Genomic DNA, 13874 nt, shown 5'->3' with positions numbered 1-13874 from the left:
CGTTCGCGATGACGGAAAACTCTAACCCCACCCAGCACTGATGCCGCCATCGACCGTGTAGATCACCCCCGAGGTATAACCCGAGCGATCCGACGCCAGGAACGCCATGAGGTCGCCGATCTCGCGCGCATGCGCGGGGCGGCCGAGCGGCAGGCTCTTCTGAAATTCCTTGTAGCGGTTCTCGTCGCCGAACTGGTGCTTTGCTCGGGTCTTGAGCAGGGTGACGTGGCGATCGGTGCCGACAGGGCCGGGATTGATGCCGACGACGCGGATGTTGTCGGCGAGGCTCTTGCCGCCGAGGGCGCGGGTGAAGGCCATCAGCGCGGCATTCCCGGCGCTGCCGCAGATGTAATTGGCGTCGAATTTCTCGCCGGCCGCGCCGATGTCGTTGACGATCACGCCGCCGCCTTTCGCCTTCATCTGCGCGTAGATCTGCCGCGTGAGGTTGATGTAGCCGAACACTTTCAACTCCCAGGCGTGCCGCCAGGTTGCCTCGTCGATCTTGTCGATCGAGCCGCCGGGAATGTCGCCGGCATTGTTGACGAGGATGTCGATGTCGGCGGCTTCCCTGGCGAGCCGCGCCACGTCCTCGGCCTTGCGCAAGTCCACGATGCTGGTTGCGGCGTCGATCTGGTGCGCCGAGCGCAGGCGATCCGCCAACGCCTTGAGCTGGTCGCCGCTGCGCGCGGCGAGCAGGAGATGGCAGCCTTCTTCGGCAAACGCTTCGGCAGCGGCCGCGCCAATGCCTTTGGAGGCGCCCGTGATCAGGACGCGCTTGCCACGCAGATGCAGATCCATGAGGGGGACTCTCGCAGGACAGGAATAGGATCAAACCAGTAGGCGCTCGGCCGCGCCATGGTCAACATTGCAGTGCAGCGTTGCGCTGTCGCCGCGTTTGGTCCATTGCAATGCGGTCAAAAGGCGGCGGCTGCCGAACCAACCAAGGACGTTCTCGATGAGCAAGAAACAATACCGGATCGCAGTCATTCCCGGCGACGGCATTGGCAAGGAAGTGATGCCCGAAGGCCTGCGCGTTCTGGAGGCTGCGGCGAAGAAGCACGGGGTTGCCCTGCATTTCGACCATTTCGACTTCTCGTCCTGGGACTATTACGAGAAGCACGGCCAGATGATGCCTGACGACTGGAAGGAGAAGATCGGCAAGCACGATGCGATCTATTTCGGCGCGGTCGGCTGGCCGGCCAAGATTCCGGACCACGTCTCGCTGTGGGGCTCGTTGATCAAGTTCCGCCGAGAGTTCGATCAGTACGTCAACCTGCGCCCGGTGCGGTTGATGCCCGGCGTGCCGTCGCCGCTCGCAAACCGCAAGCCCGGCGACATCGATTTCTGGGTGGTGCGCGAGAACACGGAAGGTGAATATTCCTCCGTCGGCGGCCGCATGTTCCCGGACACCGACCGCGAGTTCGTGACGCAGCAGACGGTGATGACCCGCACCGGCGTCGATCGCATCCTGAAGTTCGCGTTCGAGCTCGCCCAGTCGCGGCCGAAGAAGCACCTGACCTCGGCGACGAAATCGAACGGCATCTCCATCACCATGCCCTATTGGGATGAGCGCGTGGAGGCGATGGCCAAGAAGTTTCCGAACGTGAAGTGGGACAAGTACCACATCGACATCTTGACGGCGAATTTCGTGCTGCATCCGGATTGGTTCGATGTCGTGGTCGGCTCCAATCTGTTCGGCGACATCCTCTCCGACCTCGGCCCGGCCTGCACCGGCACCATCGGCATCGCACCGTCAGGCAACATCAACCCCGAGGGCGATTTCCCGTCGGTGTTCGAGCCGGTGCACGGCTCGGCCCCCGATATCGCGGGGCAGGGCATCGCCAACCCGATCGGCGCGATCTGGTCGGGCGCAATGATGTTCGAACATCTCGGCGAGAAGGAAGCCGGCAAATCGATCGTGGAAGCGATCGAACGCACGCTGGCCGAACGCACCCTTCGCACCAAGGATCTCGGCGGCAACGCCGACACCACCGCTTGCGGCAAGGCCGTTGCGGAGATGGTGGATTGAGGCGAGCCCGCGCAGTAGACTTCGGTGTCGTCCCGGCGAAAGCCGGGACCCATACGCCGCAGCCGTTGTTGTTGCGCGAAATGGTCATTGCCTGTCTTCGCCAAACGCCTGCTGCGGCGTATGGGTCCCGGATCGGCGCTTCGCTTGTCCGGGACGACAGCGGAATTTTTGGCGAGCCTCAGACATACGACCGCCGCGCCGGATCGAAGATCGGCGGATAATCATTCTCGTCGAGCAGATCGAGAAACGGATCAAGTCCCTCGGACTTGATCAGCGCCAACTCCTGATGCGAGATCAGGTTCACGGTCAAGATTTCCACCGGATCACCCGCGATCTCCAGCGCCTCGGCGATCCGCTGGTCGGGCCCGATGATCGGCGTGAGGAAGAGGAACGTCTCGAAGTCCGTTCCGGCAACCGGCGGTCTCGGCAACGCGACCCGGTGACCGAAGCCGAACCAGGTGGTGTCGATGAACGGCAGATTGGCGAGCCAGCGCAGATTGTCGCAAATCTCCGGCGTTGGCTCGCGGACGTACCACATCAGCTCGGCACGCGGCTTCGCGCCCACATGTGTCCCCTGCATCCGTTGCTCGCTCATCCCGTTGGTCAAAAGGACATAGCCTTCGTCGGAGCCCTCCTGGCACTCCGGCACGAAATCGCGGCCAAAGGCATGGATGTCGATGCGGCGCTCCGCGCTGTCAGCGAATGTGCGCTCGGGTTCGTCGAGCTCGCGTTCATAGATGGCGAGCCGTTGCTGGTAGAGGTCGGCCGCGCCTGACGGCCGGCCCGTGCCGGACATGAACTTTGCGAGACGGGAGAGCATGTGAACCTCGGTGACGGAAATGAGCCGGGATATCCGCGTTGTCGCAAGGCAACGCGGGCTGGTTCAAATCCGTCCCGCAGGCGAGCCGATGTTTCGCCGTGGTCCAGCCTCCGTTGCGCAATTGTGCATTCGGCCGGAACTATTCCGAGCAATGGACTTCGTTCTCGATCAGCCCACGATCTTCTCGATCGCCGCCTGATCCAGCCCGAACTTCTTCCCGGCCTCCAGAATCTCCTGCCAGGTGGTCGGATCGACCGGAATGCCTTCGGCGAGGCGCCTCTTCTTGGTTTCGCGCTCAGGTTCGCCGGCGATCTTGACCTTGTCGACGCCGGGGCCGGGCGGCGAGCCGGTGTGCCAGGCGACGAAGCTCTCGACCTCGCGCGCGAGGTTTTCGCCAGTGCCGAGCTTGCCCGGATCGATGACGATCGAGAGCATGCCGTTGAGGACGTTGTACTTGCCGTCAGACGGGCCCTTGACGACCTGTCCGCCCGAGAGCGCACCGCCCAGGATTTCGCACACCAGCGCGAGCCCCGAGCCCTTGTGCTCGCCGAACGGCAGGATAGCGCCGTGCGGCGGGATCACGGTGTAGCGCGGGTTGACCGTGGGCTTGCCTTCATTGTCGATAATGGTGCCGGGCTCGAGTTCGACGCCCTTGTTGTGGGCGACGCGGGTCTTGCCCTGCGCGATCCTACTGGTGGCGAAGTCGAGCACAATCGGGTCCTTGCCCCTGCGCGGGATGCCGACGCAGAACGGGTTGGTGCCATGGCGCGCATCGCTGCCGCCCCAGGGCGCCACGATCGGGCGTGAGATCACGTTGACGAAGTGGATCGAGACCAGCCCGTGGTCGATGCACTGCTCGGCCCAATGGCCGATGCGGCCGATGTGATGCGAGTTGGAAAGACCGACGAGGCACACGCCGTTGCGCTTGGCGCGCTCTGCCGCCAGCTCCATCGCTTCATGGCCGATCACCTGGCCATAGCCGGTGAGTCCGTCGAGGGTGAGAAGCGGACCAGTGTCGAGCATGATCTTGACGTGCTGGTTCACGGCGAGGCCGCCGTTGATGACGCTCTGGGTATAGCGCGGGATCATGCCGACGCCGTGGGAGTCGTGGCCCTTGAGATTCGCTTCCACCAGATTGGTGGACACGAGCTCGGCTTCGCGGTCCGTAGATCCGCCCGCCTTGACGATGGCGCGGATGGCATTGGTGAGTGGTTCTGCCTTGATAGTGCGGTAGTCGGCCATTGTTATTGCTCTTATCCCTTCACGATCCGGCGGCAGTGCTCCCACGCCGCGCCAATCAGGTTCTCGCTCGCTTCCGGCGTGCGGAAGGCCGAATGCGCCGACAGCGTCACGTTCGGCAGTTTTGTGAGCGGATGATCGCCGGGCAGCGGCTCGATGTTGAAGACGTCGAGGCCGGCATGGCGGATGTGGCCCGACTTCAGCGCGTCGATCATGGCGGCCTCGTCGACGATCGCGGCGCGGGCGGTGTTGATGAGGATGACACCGCGCTTCATCGCAAGGATCTTCGCGCGCGTGATCATGCCGCGCGTCTCGTCGTTGAGCAGCAGATGCAGCGACACGACGTCGCTCTTGGCCAGCACGGTGTCGAGATCGGTGAACCCAACGCCAGGACAGGTCTTCGGCGAGCGATTCCAGGCAATCACCTTCATGCCGCTGCCCGACGCGATGCGCGCAACCTCGGCGGCGATGCCGCCGAAGCCGATCAGGCCGAGCGTCTTGCCGGTGAGCTGCATGCCGTCCTCGCGCAGCCAGTTGCCGCCACGCATCTCGCGATCCATCACCGCGATGACGCGCGCCGAGGCCCACATCAGCGCAATCGCGGATTCCGCCACGGCGGTGTCGCCATAGCCCTTGATCAGATGCACGGAGATGCCGAGCTCGGCGAGCTCTTCCGGGTTCATGTAGCTGCGTGCGCCGGTGCCGAGGAAGACGACATGCTTCAGCCCGGTGCATTTCCTCGCGACATCGGTCGGCAGTGCGGTGTGGTCGACGATCGCGATCTCGGCGCCGTCAAGGATTTCAGGATATTGCTCGGGCTTGATGTCGGGGTTCCTGTGGATCCGGACCTTGGGATCGCCTGATATCTCCAGCCGCTCCATGATCACGGCGAGGGCTTCGTTGGCGTCGACGAAAACTCCGCGCATGGTTCTCTCCGGTCAGGATGCGACGCCGGCGATCGCCAGCACGGTATGCATGAGAACGTTGGTGCCCGCGGCGCAGTCCGGCTGCGTCGCGTCCTCGAGCTCGTTGTGGCTGATGCCGTCCTTGCAGGGCACGAACACCATCGCCGCCGGCATGACGGTGTTGAGATTACAGGCGTCGTGGCCGGCGCCGGACGTGATGCGGCGCGAGGAATAGCCGAGCGTCTTCGCCGCATTCTCGACCGCCGCAATGAGCTTGGGATCGAAATGCGTCGGCGGCTTGCGCCAGACGAGGTCGATCTTGACCTCGACCTTGCGGCGCGCTGCGATCTCGGCAATGGCGGCGCGCAGGTCGCGGTCGAGCGCATCCATGATGGCGCCGTCCGCGCTGCGGCAATCCATGGTGAAGGCGATCTCGCCGGGAATGACGTTGCGCGAAGGGTTTGCGATCACGGCTTCGCCGATGGTGCCGACCGCGTTCGGCCCGTGCTTCCTGGCGATGGCCTCCATCGCCAGCACGATTTCCGACAGCGTCGCCAGCGCATCGCGCCGCAGCGGCATCGGGGTCGATCCCGCATGGCTTTCGAAGCCGGAAATCTTGCCGTCGTACCAGAGCACGCCCTGGCCGGAATCGACCACGCCGATGGTCTTGCCTTCAGCCTCAAGGATCGGACCTTGCTCGATGTGCAGCTCGAGGAAGCAGCCGAGCTTCTGGAAGCCGACCGGCTTGTCGCCGCGATAGCCGATGCCGTCGAGCGCCTGGCCGACGGTGGTGCCCTCGGCGTCCTTGCGCGACAAAATGTCGTCCGTGGTGAAATCGCCGACATAAGCGGCGGACGCCATCATTGCCGGTGCGAAGCGCGAGCCTTCCTCGTTGGTCCAGTTGACGACGCAGATCGGCGCTTCGGTCTCGATGCCGGCGTCGTTCAGCGTACGGATCACCTCGAGCGCGCCGAGCGTCCCCAGGATGCCGTCATACTTGCCCCCGGTGGGCTGCGTGTCGAGATGCGAGCCGATGCCGACGGGCAGCTTCGACATGTCGCGTCCTTTGCGCAGGCCGAACATCGAGCCGAGCGAGTCGACATGGACCTCCAGGCCAGTGTCCTCGCACGCCTTGCGGAACCAGTCGCGCACCTGCTTGTCTTCGCTGCTTAGTGTCAGCCGCCGCACGCCGCCTTTTGCCGTCGCGCCGAATTTCGCGGTCTTATGGATGGAGCCCCAGAGACGGGCGGAATCGATTTGCAGATTGGTTGCGGCTCGGCTCATGCGTCCCTTCCATTGGTCGCTGTCATTCCGGGTTCGATGCTGGCGCATCGCCCCGGAATGACGGTAGAAAATCCGGCTTTATTTCAATGACGCGCCAGCGCGGGCGCGTCAACCGCGAGGCTGCTCTGCGCAATCTGCCGAGCCAGCTCGGCGACGCGCTCCACGGCGACGACATCGGGTGAGGCGAGCCAGCTTGCGGTGAAGGTCAGCGGCGCGATTGCAAGATCGGTGTCGAGCAGTTGCAGCCGGCCATTGGCGAGCTCGTTCTCGACGATGGCATCGGGGATCACGGCGACGCCGAGCCCTTCGACCGCCATGTGGATGACCGTCGCGAGCGAAGCGGAGGCGTGCAGCCGGATCGGCGGCAACTCCGGCCGGTCGAACACCTCGCGCACGACCTCGTAGGGCTTGGTCTTGCGCGGGAAAGTGATGATCGGAAACCGCGCGAGCTCCGCCGGCGTCACCGGGCCCTTGCCGAGCCCGAGCGAGGGGCTTGCGAGGAAGCCGATCGGATAGTCGGCGAGCACGCGATTATGCACGCCGGAGGCGGACAGTGGCCCGACGACGAAGGCAAGCTCGATCTCCTGCGCGAGCAGGCGCGCGGTGAGGTTCGGCGTGATGTCGACTTCGATCTCCAGCGACAGGTTCGGATAGGCCTCGTTGACGCTCTTCACGAGCCGCGGCAGCCAAGTGTGCACGATGGTCTCGGCAACGCCGAGGCGCATCACGCCGCGCATCGCCGAGCGGTCGCCGATCTCCGCCATCATCTGAGCGCGCAGGCCGATCAGCTTCTCCGCATAGACCATCATCTGCCTTCCACTGGGCGTTGGCGACGCCACGCGATGATCGCGGTTCAAAAGCTTCACGCCCATTTCGCGCTCGAGCTGGGCGATGCGCTGGGAGATCGCCGGCTGGGTGGTGTTGAGCCGTGCTGCGGCGCCGCGGAAGCTGCCGAGCTTCACGACCCAGAGGAACGTCTCGATCGACCTGAAGTCCAGCATTGGAAGGATTTTCCTCCTCGATAAACTAATTTTATCGAGATCGATTAGAAAGGACGATTAGACTTTATAGCACGCTTGGTGTTGGCTTGTCTTTGTCGAGTTTATAGGCAGGTCGATCGCATGACTGTTTTTGCGGCAGTGCAGCAAACTGAAACGCCCGACACACTCCCGAGCCGCAAGGCGCGGCTCGCTTACCGCGAAGGGCTGGTGGCCTCCACCGCCGGCGTCGCTCCCGGCTTCGTCCAGGGCAATCTGGCGATCCTGCCGGCGGAATATGCCGGCGCCTTTCATCGCTTCTGCCAGCTCAATCCGAAGCCGTGCCCGATCATTGGCATGTCCGACGTCGGCAGTCCTTTCATCCCTTCGCTCGGCGCCGATCTCGACATCCGCACCGACGTGCCGCGCTACCGCGTCTGGCGCGACGGCGAGGTCGTGGACGAGCCGGCCGACGTGACGGGCTACTGGCGCGACGACCTCGTGACCTTCGTGCTCGGCTGCTCCTTCTCGTTCGAGGAAGCGCTGCTCGACGAAGGCATGCCGATCCGCCACATCGAGAAGAACGTGCGCGTGCCGATGTATCGCACCAACATCGCTTGCGGCGAGGCCGGCCCGTTCGCCGGCCCCATGGTGGTGTCGATGCGTCCGTTCAAACCGGCGGATGCGATCCGCGCGGTGCAGATCACCTCGCGTTATCCCGCCGTGCACGGCGCGCCCGTGCATCTCGGCCATCCGCACCTCATCGGCATCAAGGACATCGCCAAGCCCGACTACGGCGATCCGGTGCCGGTCGCCGATGACGAGATTCCGGTGTTCTGGGCCTGCGGCGTGACGCCGCAATCGGTGATCAATGCCGCAAAGCTGCCGTTTGCGATCACGCATTCGCCCGGCCTGATGCTGGTGACGGATCTCAAGAACAGGACCATGGCCGTGATATAGTAGGCAGCGTTTGCTGCTTGTTCGGGCTTTACTGCCCCCATCAATCGCTTCATTCGATCTATCGAAATTCAGTAACAGGGGACTTTGCCATGACGATCACTCGCCGCGACGTATTGTTGGGAGCCACCGCCACCGCTGCGCTGGTGCCGCTGGCAGCGCGCGCACAGACCTCCGAAGTCGTGATCGGCGTGATCTATCCGTTCTCCGGCGGCAGCGCGCAGCAGGGCGTCGACGCGCAGAAGGCCTATGAGACCGCGCTCGAGGTCATCAACAAGAACACCGATTTCGACCTGCCGCTCGCCAAGGGCGAAGGCCTGCCGGGCCTCGGCGGAGCCAAGGTCCGCCTCGTATTCGCCGACCACCAGGCCGATCCGCAGAAGGGTCGCGCCGAGGCCGAGCGCCTGATCACGCAGGAGAAGGTTTCCGCCATCATCGGTACCTATCAGAGTGCGGTTGCGGTCACCGTCAGCCAGATCTGCGAACGCTACCAGGTCCCGTTCGTCTCCGCCGACAACTCCTCGCCGAGCCTGCATCGCCGGGGCCTGAAGTATTATTTCCGCGCCGCGCCGCACGACGAGATGTACTCGGCTGCGATGTTCGACTTCTTCGATGCCATGAAGAAGAAGGGCACCAAGATCGGGACGCTGTCGCTGTTCCACGAGGATACCATCTTCGGCACCGATTCCGGCAACGCCCAGGCCAAGATCGCCGGCGAGCGCGGCTACAAGATCGTCACCGACATCAAGTATCGCGCCAACTCGCCCTCGCTCTCGGCCGAGGTGCAGCAGCTCAAGAGCGCCAATGCCGACGTGCTGATGCCCTCGAGCTACACCACCGACGGCATCCTGCTGGTCAAGACCATGGCGGAGCTCGGCTACAAGCCGAACGCGATCGTGGCGCAGGACGCCGGCTTCTCCGAGAAGGCGCTCTACGACGCCGTCGGCGACAAGCTCGAAGGCGTGATCTCGCGCGGCACCTTCTCGCTCGACCTCGCGCAGAAGCGCCCGATGGTCGGCAAGATCAACGAGATGTTCAAGGCGCGCTCGGGCAAGGACTTCAACGATCTCACCTCGCGCCAGTTCATGGGCCTGATCATCCTTGCGGACGCGATCAGCCGCGCCAAGTCGACCGATGGCGAGAAGATCCGCGACGCGCTGGCGGCGACGGACATCCTGGGCGAGCAGACCATCATGCCCTGGAAGCGCGTCAAGTTCGACGAGATGGGCCAGAACAACGATGCCGACCCGGTGCTGCTGCAATATGTCGGCGGCAAGTTCGTCACCATCTTCCCGCCGCAGGCCGCGATCGCCGAGGCGGTCTGGCCGATGAAGTAAGCGTGTCGCAGAGCGGGAGCTCAGATGTAGCTCCCGCCCTCATCCTGAGGAGCGGGCGTAGCCCGCGTCTCGAAGGACGAGGGCTGGGCCATCCTTCGAGACGCGCGCCTGTGCGCGCTCCTCAGGATGAGGATCTATTTCGGGGGACAGACTTTTGACAGCCCAAGCTATTATCCAGAGTCTCGCAAGCGGCCTCCTCATGGGGCTGCTCTACGGACTGATCGCGGTCGGCCTCGCGCTGATCTTCGGCCTGATGGACGTCGTGAACTTCGCCCATGGCGAGTTCCTGATGATCGCGATGTACGCGTCGTTCTTCCTGTTCGCGTTCTTCGCCATCGATCCCTTGCTGTCGGCGCCGCTGGTCGCGGCGGCACTCTTCGTGTTCGGGGCAGTGGTCTATCTATTAATCGTACGCTTTGCCATGCGGGCCAAGGCCAATGCCGGCATGGTGCAGATCTTCTCGACCTTCGGCTTGGCCATCGTGATGCGTGGCCTGGCGCAGTTCTTCTTCACGCCGGACTATCGCAGCATTCCGCAGTCCTGGCTCGGCGGCAAGACCATCTCGGTCGCCGGCATCTTTCTGCCGGAGCCGCAGCTGATCGGCGCCCTGGTCTCGATTCTCGCCTTTGGCGGTCTCTACTTCTTCATCAATCGCACCGATTTCGGCCGTGCGCTGGAGGCGACGCGTGAGGATCCCGGCGCCGTGGCTCTCGTCGGCATCGACAAGAACCGCGTGTTCGCGCTCGGCTGGGGCCTTGGTGCGGCGCTGGTCGGTCTCGCCGGCGCGATTATGGCGGTGTTCTTCTACATCTATCCCGATGTCGGCGCGTCCTTCGCGCTGATTGCCTACGTCACCGTGGCGCTCGGTGGCTTCGGCAGCGTGTTTGGGGCCTTTGCCGGCGGCATTGTCGTCGGCCTCGTCGAGGCCGTCACCGCATTGGTGCTGCCGCCCTCGCTGAAGTCGGTCGGCATCTACGCCGTCTATCTGCTCGTCGTCTTCATCCGGCCGCGTGGCCTGTTCGGGTCGATGTGATGGACCAGAATTTTGCCGCGCGGCGCCGCCGCGACCTCATCATCGCCGCCGTCCTGGCCGGGATCGCAGCGCTTGCACCGCTGTTCATCAAGGACGTCTATGTCCAGAACATCCTGATCCTGACCTTGATGTATGCGGCGCTGTCGCAGAGCTGGAACATCCTTTCCGGCTATTGCGGACAGATCTCGCTCGGCCACGCGCTCTATTTCGGTATCGGCGCCTACACAACCTCGCTGCTCTTCACCAAGTTCGGCGTGCTGCCCTGGTTCGGCATGCTCGGCGGCGGCGTGATCGCAGCCCTGATCGCGATGGGGCTCGGCTATCCATTCTTCCGCCTGCGCGGCCATTACTTCGTGATCGCGACCATCGTCATTGCCGAGATCGGGCTATTGCTGTTCCAGAACTGGGAGTGGGCGGGCGCCGCGATGGGCATCACCGTTCCGATCCGTGGCGACAGCTGGCTGAAATTCCAGTTCCTGCGCACCAAGCTGCCATATTTCTATTTTGCGCTGGCGCTGTGCTGCCTCGCCTGGTTCGTCACCTGGTGGCTGGAAGACTCCAAATGGGGCTTCTGGTGGCGGGCGGTGAAGGATAATCCGGAGGCCGCCGAGAGCCTTGGGGTCGTCGTGTTCAACTCCAAGATGGGCGCGGCCGCCGTGTCCGCCTTCCTCGTCGCCATCGGTGGCGCCTTCTACGCGCAGTTTCTCGCCTATATCGATCCTGAAAGCGTCATGGGCTTCCAGTTCTCGCTGCTGATGGCATTGCCGGCCGTGCTCGGCGGCATCGGCACGCTGTGGGGGCCGGTGCTGGGGGCCGCCATCCTGATTCCGATGACCGAGCTGACGCGCTCTTATATCGGCGGCTCCGGCCGCGGCGTCGACCTCATCGTCTACGGCGCGCTGATCGTGGCGATCTCGCTGGCCCTGCCGCGGGGATTGGTAAGCTTGTTCTCCCGCTCGAAAGCAAAAGGAGCCACGCGATGACTGCGCTCCTTGAAACCCGCGGCGTCTGGCAGCGGTTCGGCGGCCTCGTCGCCAACAGCGATGTCTCGATCTCGGTCGGCCGCGGCGAGATTGTCGGCCTGATCGGCCCCAACGGCGCCGGCAAGTCGACGCTGTTCAATCTCATCGCCGGCGTTCTCCCGCCGACGCAAGGCTCGATCTGGTTCGACGGCGAGGACGTCACCCACATGCCAGCCGCCGAGCGCTGCCAGCGCGGGGTCGGTCGCACCTTCCAGGTGGTCAAGAGCTTCGAGACCATGACGGTCATCGACAACGTGATCGTCGGTGCCCTGGTCCGCAATACCGTGATGCGCGAGGCCCGCCGCAAGGCGCATGAGGTGCTGGAGTTCACCGGCCTTGCCGCGCGCGCCGATGTGCTCGCGAGCGACCTCGTGCCGGCCGAGAAGCGCCGCCTCGAAGTCGCCCGTGCACTTGCGACCGAACCAAAGCTGCTGCTGCTCGACGAGGTCCTCACCGGCCTGACGCCGACCGAGGCGCAGACCGGCGTGGCGCTCGTGCGCAAGGTGCGCGACGCCGGCATCACCGTCTTGATGGTCGAGCATGTCATGGAGATCGTGATGCCGCTGGTCGACCGCGCCATCGTGCTTGACCTCGGCAAGGTGCTGGTCGAAGGCAAGCCCGCCGACGTCGTCCGCGATCCCAAGGTGATCAAGGCATATCTGGGAGATCGTCATGCTGTCGGTGCGTGAAATCACGACCGCCTATCAAGGCCTGGTTGCGATCTCCGCGGTCTCGATCGAGGTCCAGAAGGGTGAGATCGTTTGCGTCGCCGGAGCCAACGGCGCGGGCAAGTCGACGCTGCTGAAATCCATCGCCGGCGCCGAGCGCCCGCGGTCGGGCACGGTGACATTCGACGGCAAGCGCCTCGATGGCATGGCGCAGCACCACATCACCGCCACTGGCATCGCCTATGTGCCGGAGAACCGCCGCCTGTTTCCGCGCCTGTCGGTGCGCGACAATCTTCGCCTCGGCAGCTATCTCTATCGTGGCGAGGCGGATCGCGAGGGCCCGCTCGATCTCGTCTTCACGCTATTCCCGCGTCTCCAGGAACGTTTGGAGCAGCGCGCCGAGACGCTCAGCGGCGGCGAGCAGCAGATGCTCGCGATCGGCCGCGCGCTGATGACGCGGCCGCGGCTTCTGATGCTGGACGAGCCCTCGCAGGGCATCATGCCAAAGCTGGTCGACGAGATCTTCCAGGCGGTGAAGCGCATCCGCGACGCCGGCATGACCGTGCTGATCGTCGAGCAGCGCATGGCCGAATGCCTGGAGATCGCCGACCGCGCCTACATCCTGCAAACCGGCCGCGTGCTGATGCAGGGCGCAGCGAGCGAGATCAGGGGCAACCCGGACGTGCGCAAGGCGTATCTGGGGCTGTAGCTAAACGGCTACCGCAATCGCAGCCGTCATCCTGAGGTGCGCGCTCTTGCGCGCCTCGAAGGATGAGCCGCGAGCGCCCATAGCCCATCCTTGGAGGCTTCACCTTGCGATGCGGAGCATCGCAAGGCTCGCACCTCAGGATGACGTCGGAGTGTGCGGCTAGTGCCCATGCTCCGGCAGCGTCACCCCGAACACCTTCACCAGATCCTTCACCTGGTCCGGCGACAGATAGCGTGGGTTCATCCCGCGCAACAGCAGATACAGCTTCGCCGTTTCCTCCAGCTCCTCCGTTGCGAACACCGCCGCTTCCAGCGAGTCGCCCGCAACCACCGGGCCGTGATTGGCGAGCAGCACCGAGGAATATTTCCCAGCGAGCCCCTTGATCGCATCCGCCACGGCGGGATCGCCGGGACGATAATACGGCACGAGTGCGGTGGCGCCGCATTTCATCAGATAATAGGCCGTCATCGGCGGCAGCGCGGCGCGCGGATCGATCTCGGGGAGCATCGAGAGCGCGACCGAATGGGTCGAGTGCAGGTGCACGATCGCGCGCGCACGTCCGCGCGTGTCGTAGAGCGCGGTGTGCAGCGGAACTTCCTTGGTCGGCGCATCGCCGGAGACCAGCCGTCCCTGGCTATCCAGCCGCGATAGCTTGGCGGGATCGAGAAAGCCGAGCGAGGCGTTGGTCGGCGTCACCAGCCAGCCGCCATCGTCCATCCTGACGCTGATATTGCCGGAGGAGCCCGGCGTCAGTCCGCGCTCGAACAGGGACCGTCCAAACCGGCAGATATCCTCGCGCAGCCGTGTCTCGTTGCTCGTTTCCGTTCTCATGGCCGTCATGCCTGCTTGTCTCACGCTTTGGCAGCGCGGCCAAGCCGTGATATCGGTTCGCCG

The 13874-nt window shown here is 64.3% G+C and carries 14 protein-coding genes; 7 read left to right on the top strand and 7 right to left on the bottom strand.

Features of this window, described 5'->3' with window-relative positions; all coding sequences use genetic code 11:
• Positions 1 to 21: 21 nt before the first annotated feature.
• Positions 22 to 798, bottom strand: a complete 777-nt coding sequence (locus NLM27_RS20485) for an SDR family oxidoreductase (protein WP_254145030.1) — start codon at positions 796 to 798, stop codon at positions 22 to 24.
• 157 nt (positions 799 to 955) lie between these two features.
• Here NLM27_RS20485 and NLM27_RS20480 point away from each other — a divergent pair, with 157 nt between their 5' ends.
• A complete protein-coding gene (locus NLM27_RS20480; protein ID WP_254145029.1) occupies positions 956 to 2029 on the top strand; it encodes a tartrate dehydrogenase in 1074 nt (357 codons plus the stop codon).
• A gap of 178 nt (positions 2030 to 2207) precedes the next feature.
• On the opposite strand, the gene NLM27_RS20475 is transcribed toward NLM27_RS20480, so the two are convergent.
• The 5 genes from NLM27_RS20475 to NLM27_RS20455 form a co-directional block, all read right to left on the bottom strand.
• Positions 2208 to 2849, bottom strand: a complete 642-nt coding sequence (locus NLM27_RS20475) for a suppressor of fused domain protein (protein ID WP_254145028.1) — start codon at positions 2847 to 2849, stop codon at positions 2208 to 2210.
• Between the two features lie 168 nt (positions 2850 to 3017).
• Entirely contained in the window at positions 3018 to 4091 is a 1074-nt protein-coding gene (locus NLM27_RS20470) for a malate/lactate/ureidoglycolate dehydrogenase (protein ID WP_254145027.1), read from the bottom strand.
• Positions 4092 to 4102: 11 nt separating this feature from the next.
• Complete coding sequence (locus NLM27_RS20465; RefSeq protein ID WP_254145026.1) at positions 4103 to 5014, bottom strand: NAD(P)-dependent oxidoreductase; 912 nt, start codon at positions 5012 to 5014, stop codon at positions 4103 to 4105.
• A 12-nt stretch (positions 5015 to 5026) separates the two neighbouring features.
• Positions 5027 to 6277: a Zn-dependent hydrolase gene (locus tag NLM27_RS20460; RefSeq protein WP_254145025.1), complete on the bottom strand. Its 1251-nt coding sequence runs from the start codon at positions 6275 to 6277 to the stop codon at positions 5027 to 5029.
• Between the two features lie 83 nt (positions 6278 to 6360).
• Positions 6361 to 7278 (bottom strand): LysR family transcriptional regulator, encoded by a 918-nt coding sequence (locus NLM27_RS20455; protein ID WP_254145024.1) that lies wholly within the window; start codon positions 7276 to 7278, stop codon positions 6361 to 6363.
• A gap of 120 nt (positions 7279 to 7398) precedes the next feature.
• Here NLM27_RS20455 and NLM27_RS20450 point away from each other — a divergent pair, with 120 nt between their 5' ends.
• From NLM27_RS20450 to NLM27_RS20425, 6 genes are all read left to right on the top strand, one after another.
• Positions 7399 to 8214 (top strand): putative hydro-lyase, encoded by an 816-nt coding sequence (locus NLM27_RS20450; RefSeq protein ID WP_254145023.1) that lies wholly within the window; start codon positions 7399 to 7401, stop codon positions 8212 to 8214.
• Positions 8215 to 8303: 89 nt separating this feature from the next.
• Positions 8304 to 9548, top strand: coding sequence for an ABC transporter substrate-binding protein (locus NLM27_RS20445; protein ID WP_254145022.1), 1245 nt, complete (start codon positions 8304 to 8306; stop codon positions 9546 to 9548).
• A 199-nt stretch (positions 9549 to 9747) separates the two neighbouring features.
• A complete protein-coding gene (locus NLM27_RS20440; protein ID WP_254148878.1) occupies positions 9748 to 10581 on the top strand; it encodes a branched-chain amino acid ABC transporter permease in 834 nt (277 codons plus the stop codon).
• Positions 10581 to 11564, top strand: coding sequence for a branched-chain amino acid ABC transporter permease (locus NLM27_RS20435; protein WP_254145021.1), 984 nt, complete (start codon positions 10581 to 10583; stop codon positions 11562 to 11564). The genes NLM27_RS20440 and NLM27_RS20435 overlap by 1 nt, the downstream gene beginning before the upstream one ends.
• On the top strand, positions 11561 to 12292 hold the full coding sequence (locus tag NLM27_RS20430; RefSeq protein WP_254145020.1) for an ABC transporter ATP-binding protein: 732 nt from the start codon (positions 11561 to 11563) through the stop codon (positions 12290 to 12292). Before NLM27_RS20435 ends, NLM27_RS20430 begins: the two co-directional genes overlap by 4 nt.
• On the top strand, positions 12276 to 12980 hold the full coding sequence (locus tag NLM27_RS20425) for an ABC transporter ATP-binding protein (protein ID WP_254145019.1): 705 nt from the start codon (positions 12276 to 12278) through the stop codon (positions 12978 to 12980). The genes NLM27_RS20430 and NLM27_RS20425 overlap by 17 nt, the downstream gene beginning before the upstream one ends.
• A 159-nt stretch (positions 12981 to 13139) precedes the next feature.
• Here NLM27_RS20425 and NLM27_RS20420 read toward each other — a convergent pair whose 3' ends face one another.
• Positions 13140 to 13820, bottom strand: a complete 681-nt coding sequence (locus tag NLM27_RS20420; RefSeq protein ID WP_254145018.1) for an aldolase — start codon at positions 13818 to 13820, stop codon at positions 13140 to 13142.
• Positions 13821 to 13874 lie beyond the last annotated feature (54 nt).

The organism is Bradyrhizobium sp. CCGB12, assembly GCF_024199845.1.
GTDB lineage: Bacteria > Pseudomonadota > Alphaproteobacteria > Rhizobiales > Xanthobacteraceae > Bradyrhizobium.
The sequence above is the reverse complement of the archived record's forward strand: the minus strand, read 5'-3'. Positions and strand labels throughout refer to the sequence as shown.

Bases quoted from the DNA above. Each gene is read 5' to 3' on its own strand.
- NLM27_RS20465 (WP_254145026.1), bottom strand. From the start codon at position 5,014: ATGCGCGGAGTTTTCGTCGACGCCAACGAAGCCCTCGCCGTGATCATG.
- NLM27_RS20435 (WP_254145021.1), top strand. From the start codon at position 10,581: ATGGACCAGAATTTTGCCGCGCGGCGCCGCCGCGACCTCATCATCGCC.
- NLM27_RS20445 (WP_254145022.1), top strand. From the start codon at position 8,304: ATGACGATCACTCGCCGCGACGTATTGTTGGGAGCCACCGCCACCGCT.
- NLM27_RS20420 (WP_254145018.1), bottom strand. From the start codon at position 13,820: ATGACGGCCATGAGAACGGAAACGAGCAACGAGACACGGCTGCGCGAG.
- NLM27_RS20485 (WP_254145030.1), bottom strand. From the start codon at position 798: ATGGATCTGCATCTGCGTGGCAAGCGCGTCCTGATCACGGGCGCCTCC.
- NLM27_RS20470 (WP_254145027.1), bottom strand. From the start codon at position 4,091: ATGGCCGACTACCGCACTATCAAGGCAGAACCACTCACCAATGCCATC.
- NLM27_RS20480 (WP_254145029.1), top strand. From the start codon at position 956: ATGAGCAAGAAACAATACCGGATCGCAGTCATTCCCGGCGACGGCATT.
- NLM27_RS20425 (WP_254145019.1), top strand. From the start codon at position 12,276: ATGCTGTCGGTGCGTGAAATCACGACCGCCTATCAAGGCCTGGTTGCG.
- NLM27_RS20430 (WP_254145020.1), top strand. From the start codon at position 11,561: ATGACTGCGCTCCTTGAAACCCGCGGCGTCTGGCAGCGGTTCGGCGGC.
- NLM27_RS20455 (WP_254145024.1), bottom strand. From the start codon at position 7,278: ATGCTGGACTTCAGGTCGATCGAGACGTTCCTCTGGGTCGTGAAGCTC.
- NLM27_RS20440 (WP_254148878.1), top strand. From the start codon at position 9,748: ATGGGGCTGCTCTACGGACTGATCGCGGTCGGCCTCGCGCTGATCTTC.
- NLM27_RS20460 (WP_254145025.1), bottom strand. From the start codon at position 6,277: ATGAGCCGAGCCGCAACCAATCTGCAAATCGATTCCGCCCGTCTCTGG.
- NLM27_RS20475 (WP_254145028.1), bottom strand. From the start codon at position 2,849: ATGCTCTCCCGTCTCGCAAAGTTCATGTCCGGCACGGGCCGGCCGTCA.
- NLM27_RS20450 (WP_254145023.1), top strand. From the start codon at position 7,399: ATGACTGTTTTTGCGGCAGTGCAGCAAACTGAAACGCCCGACACACTC.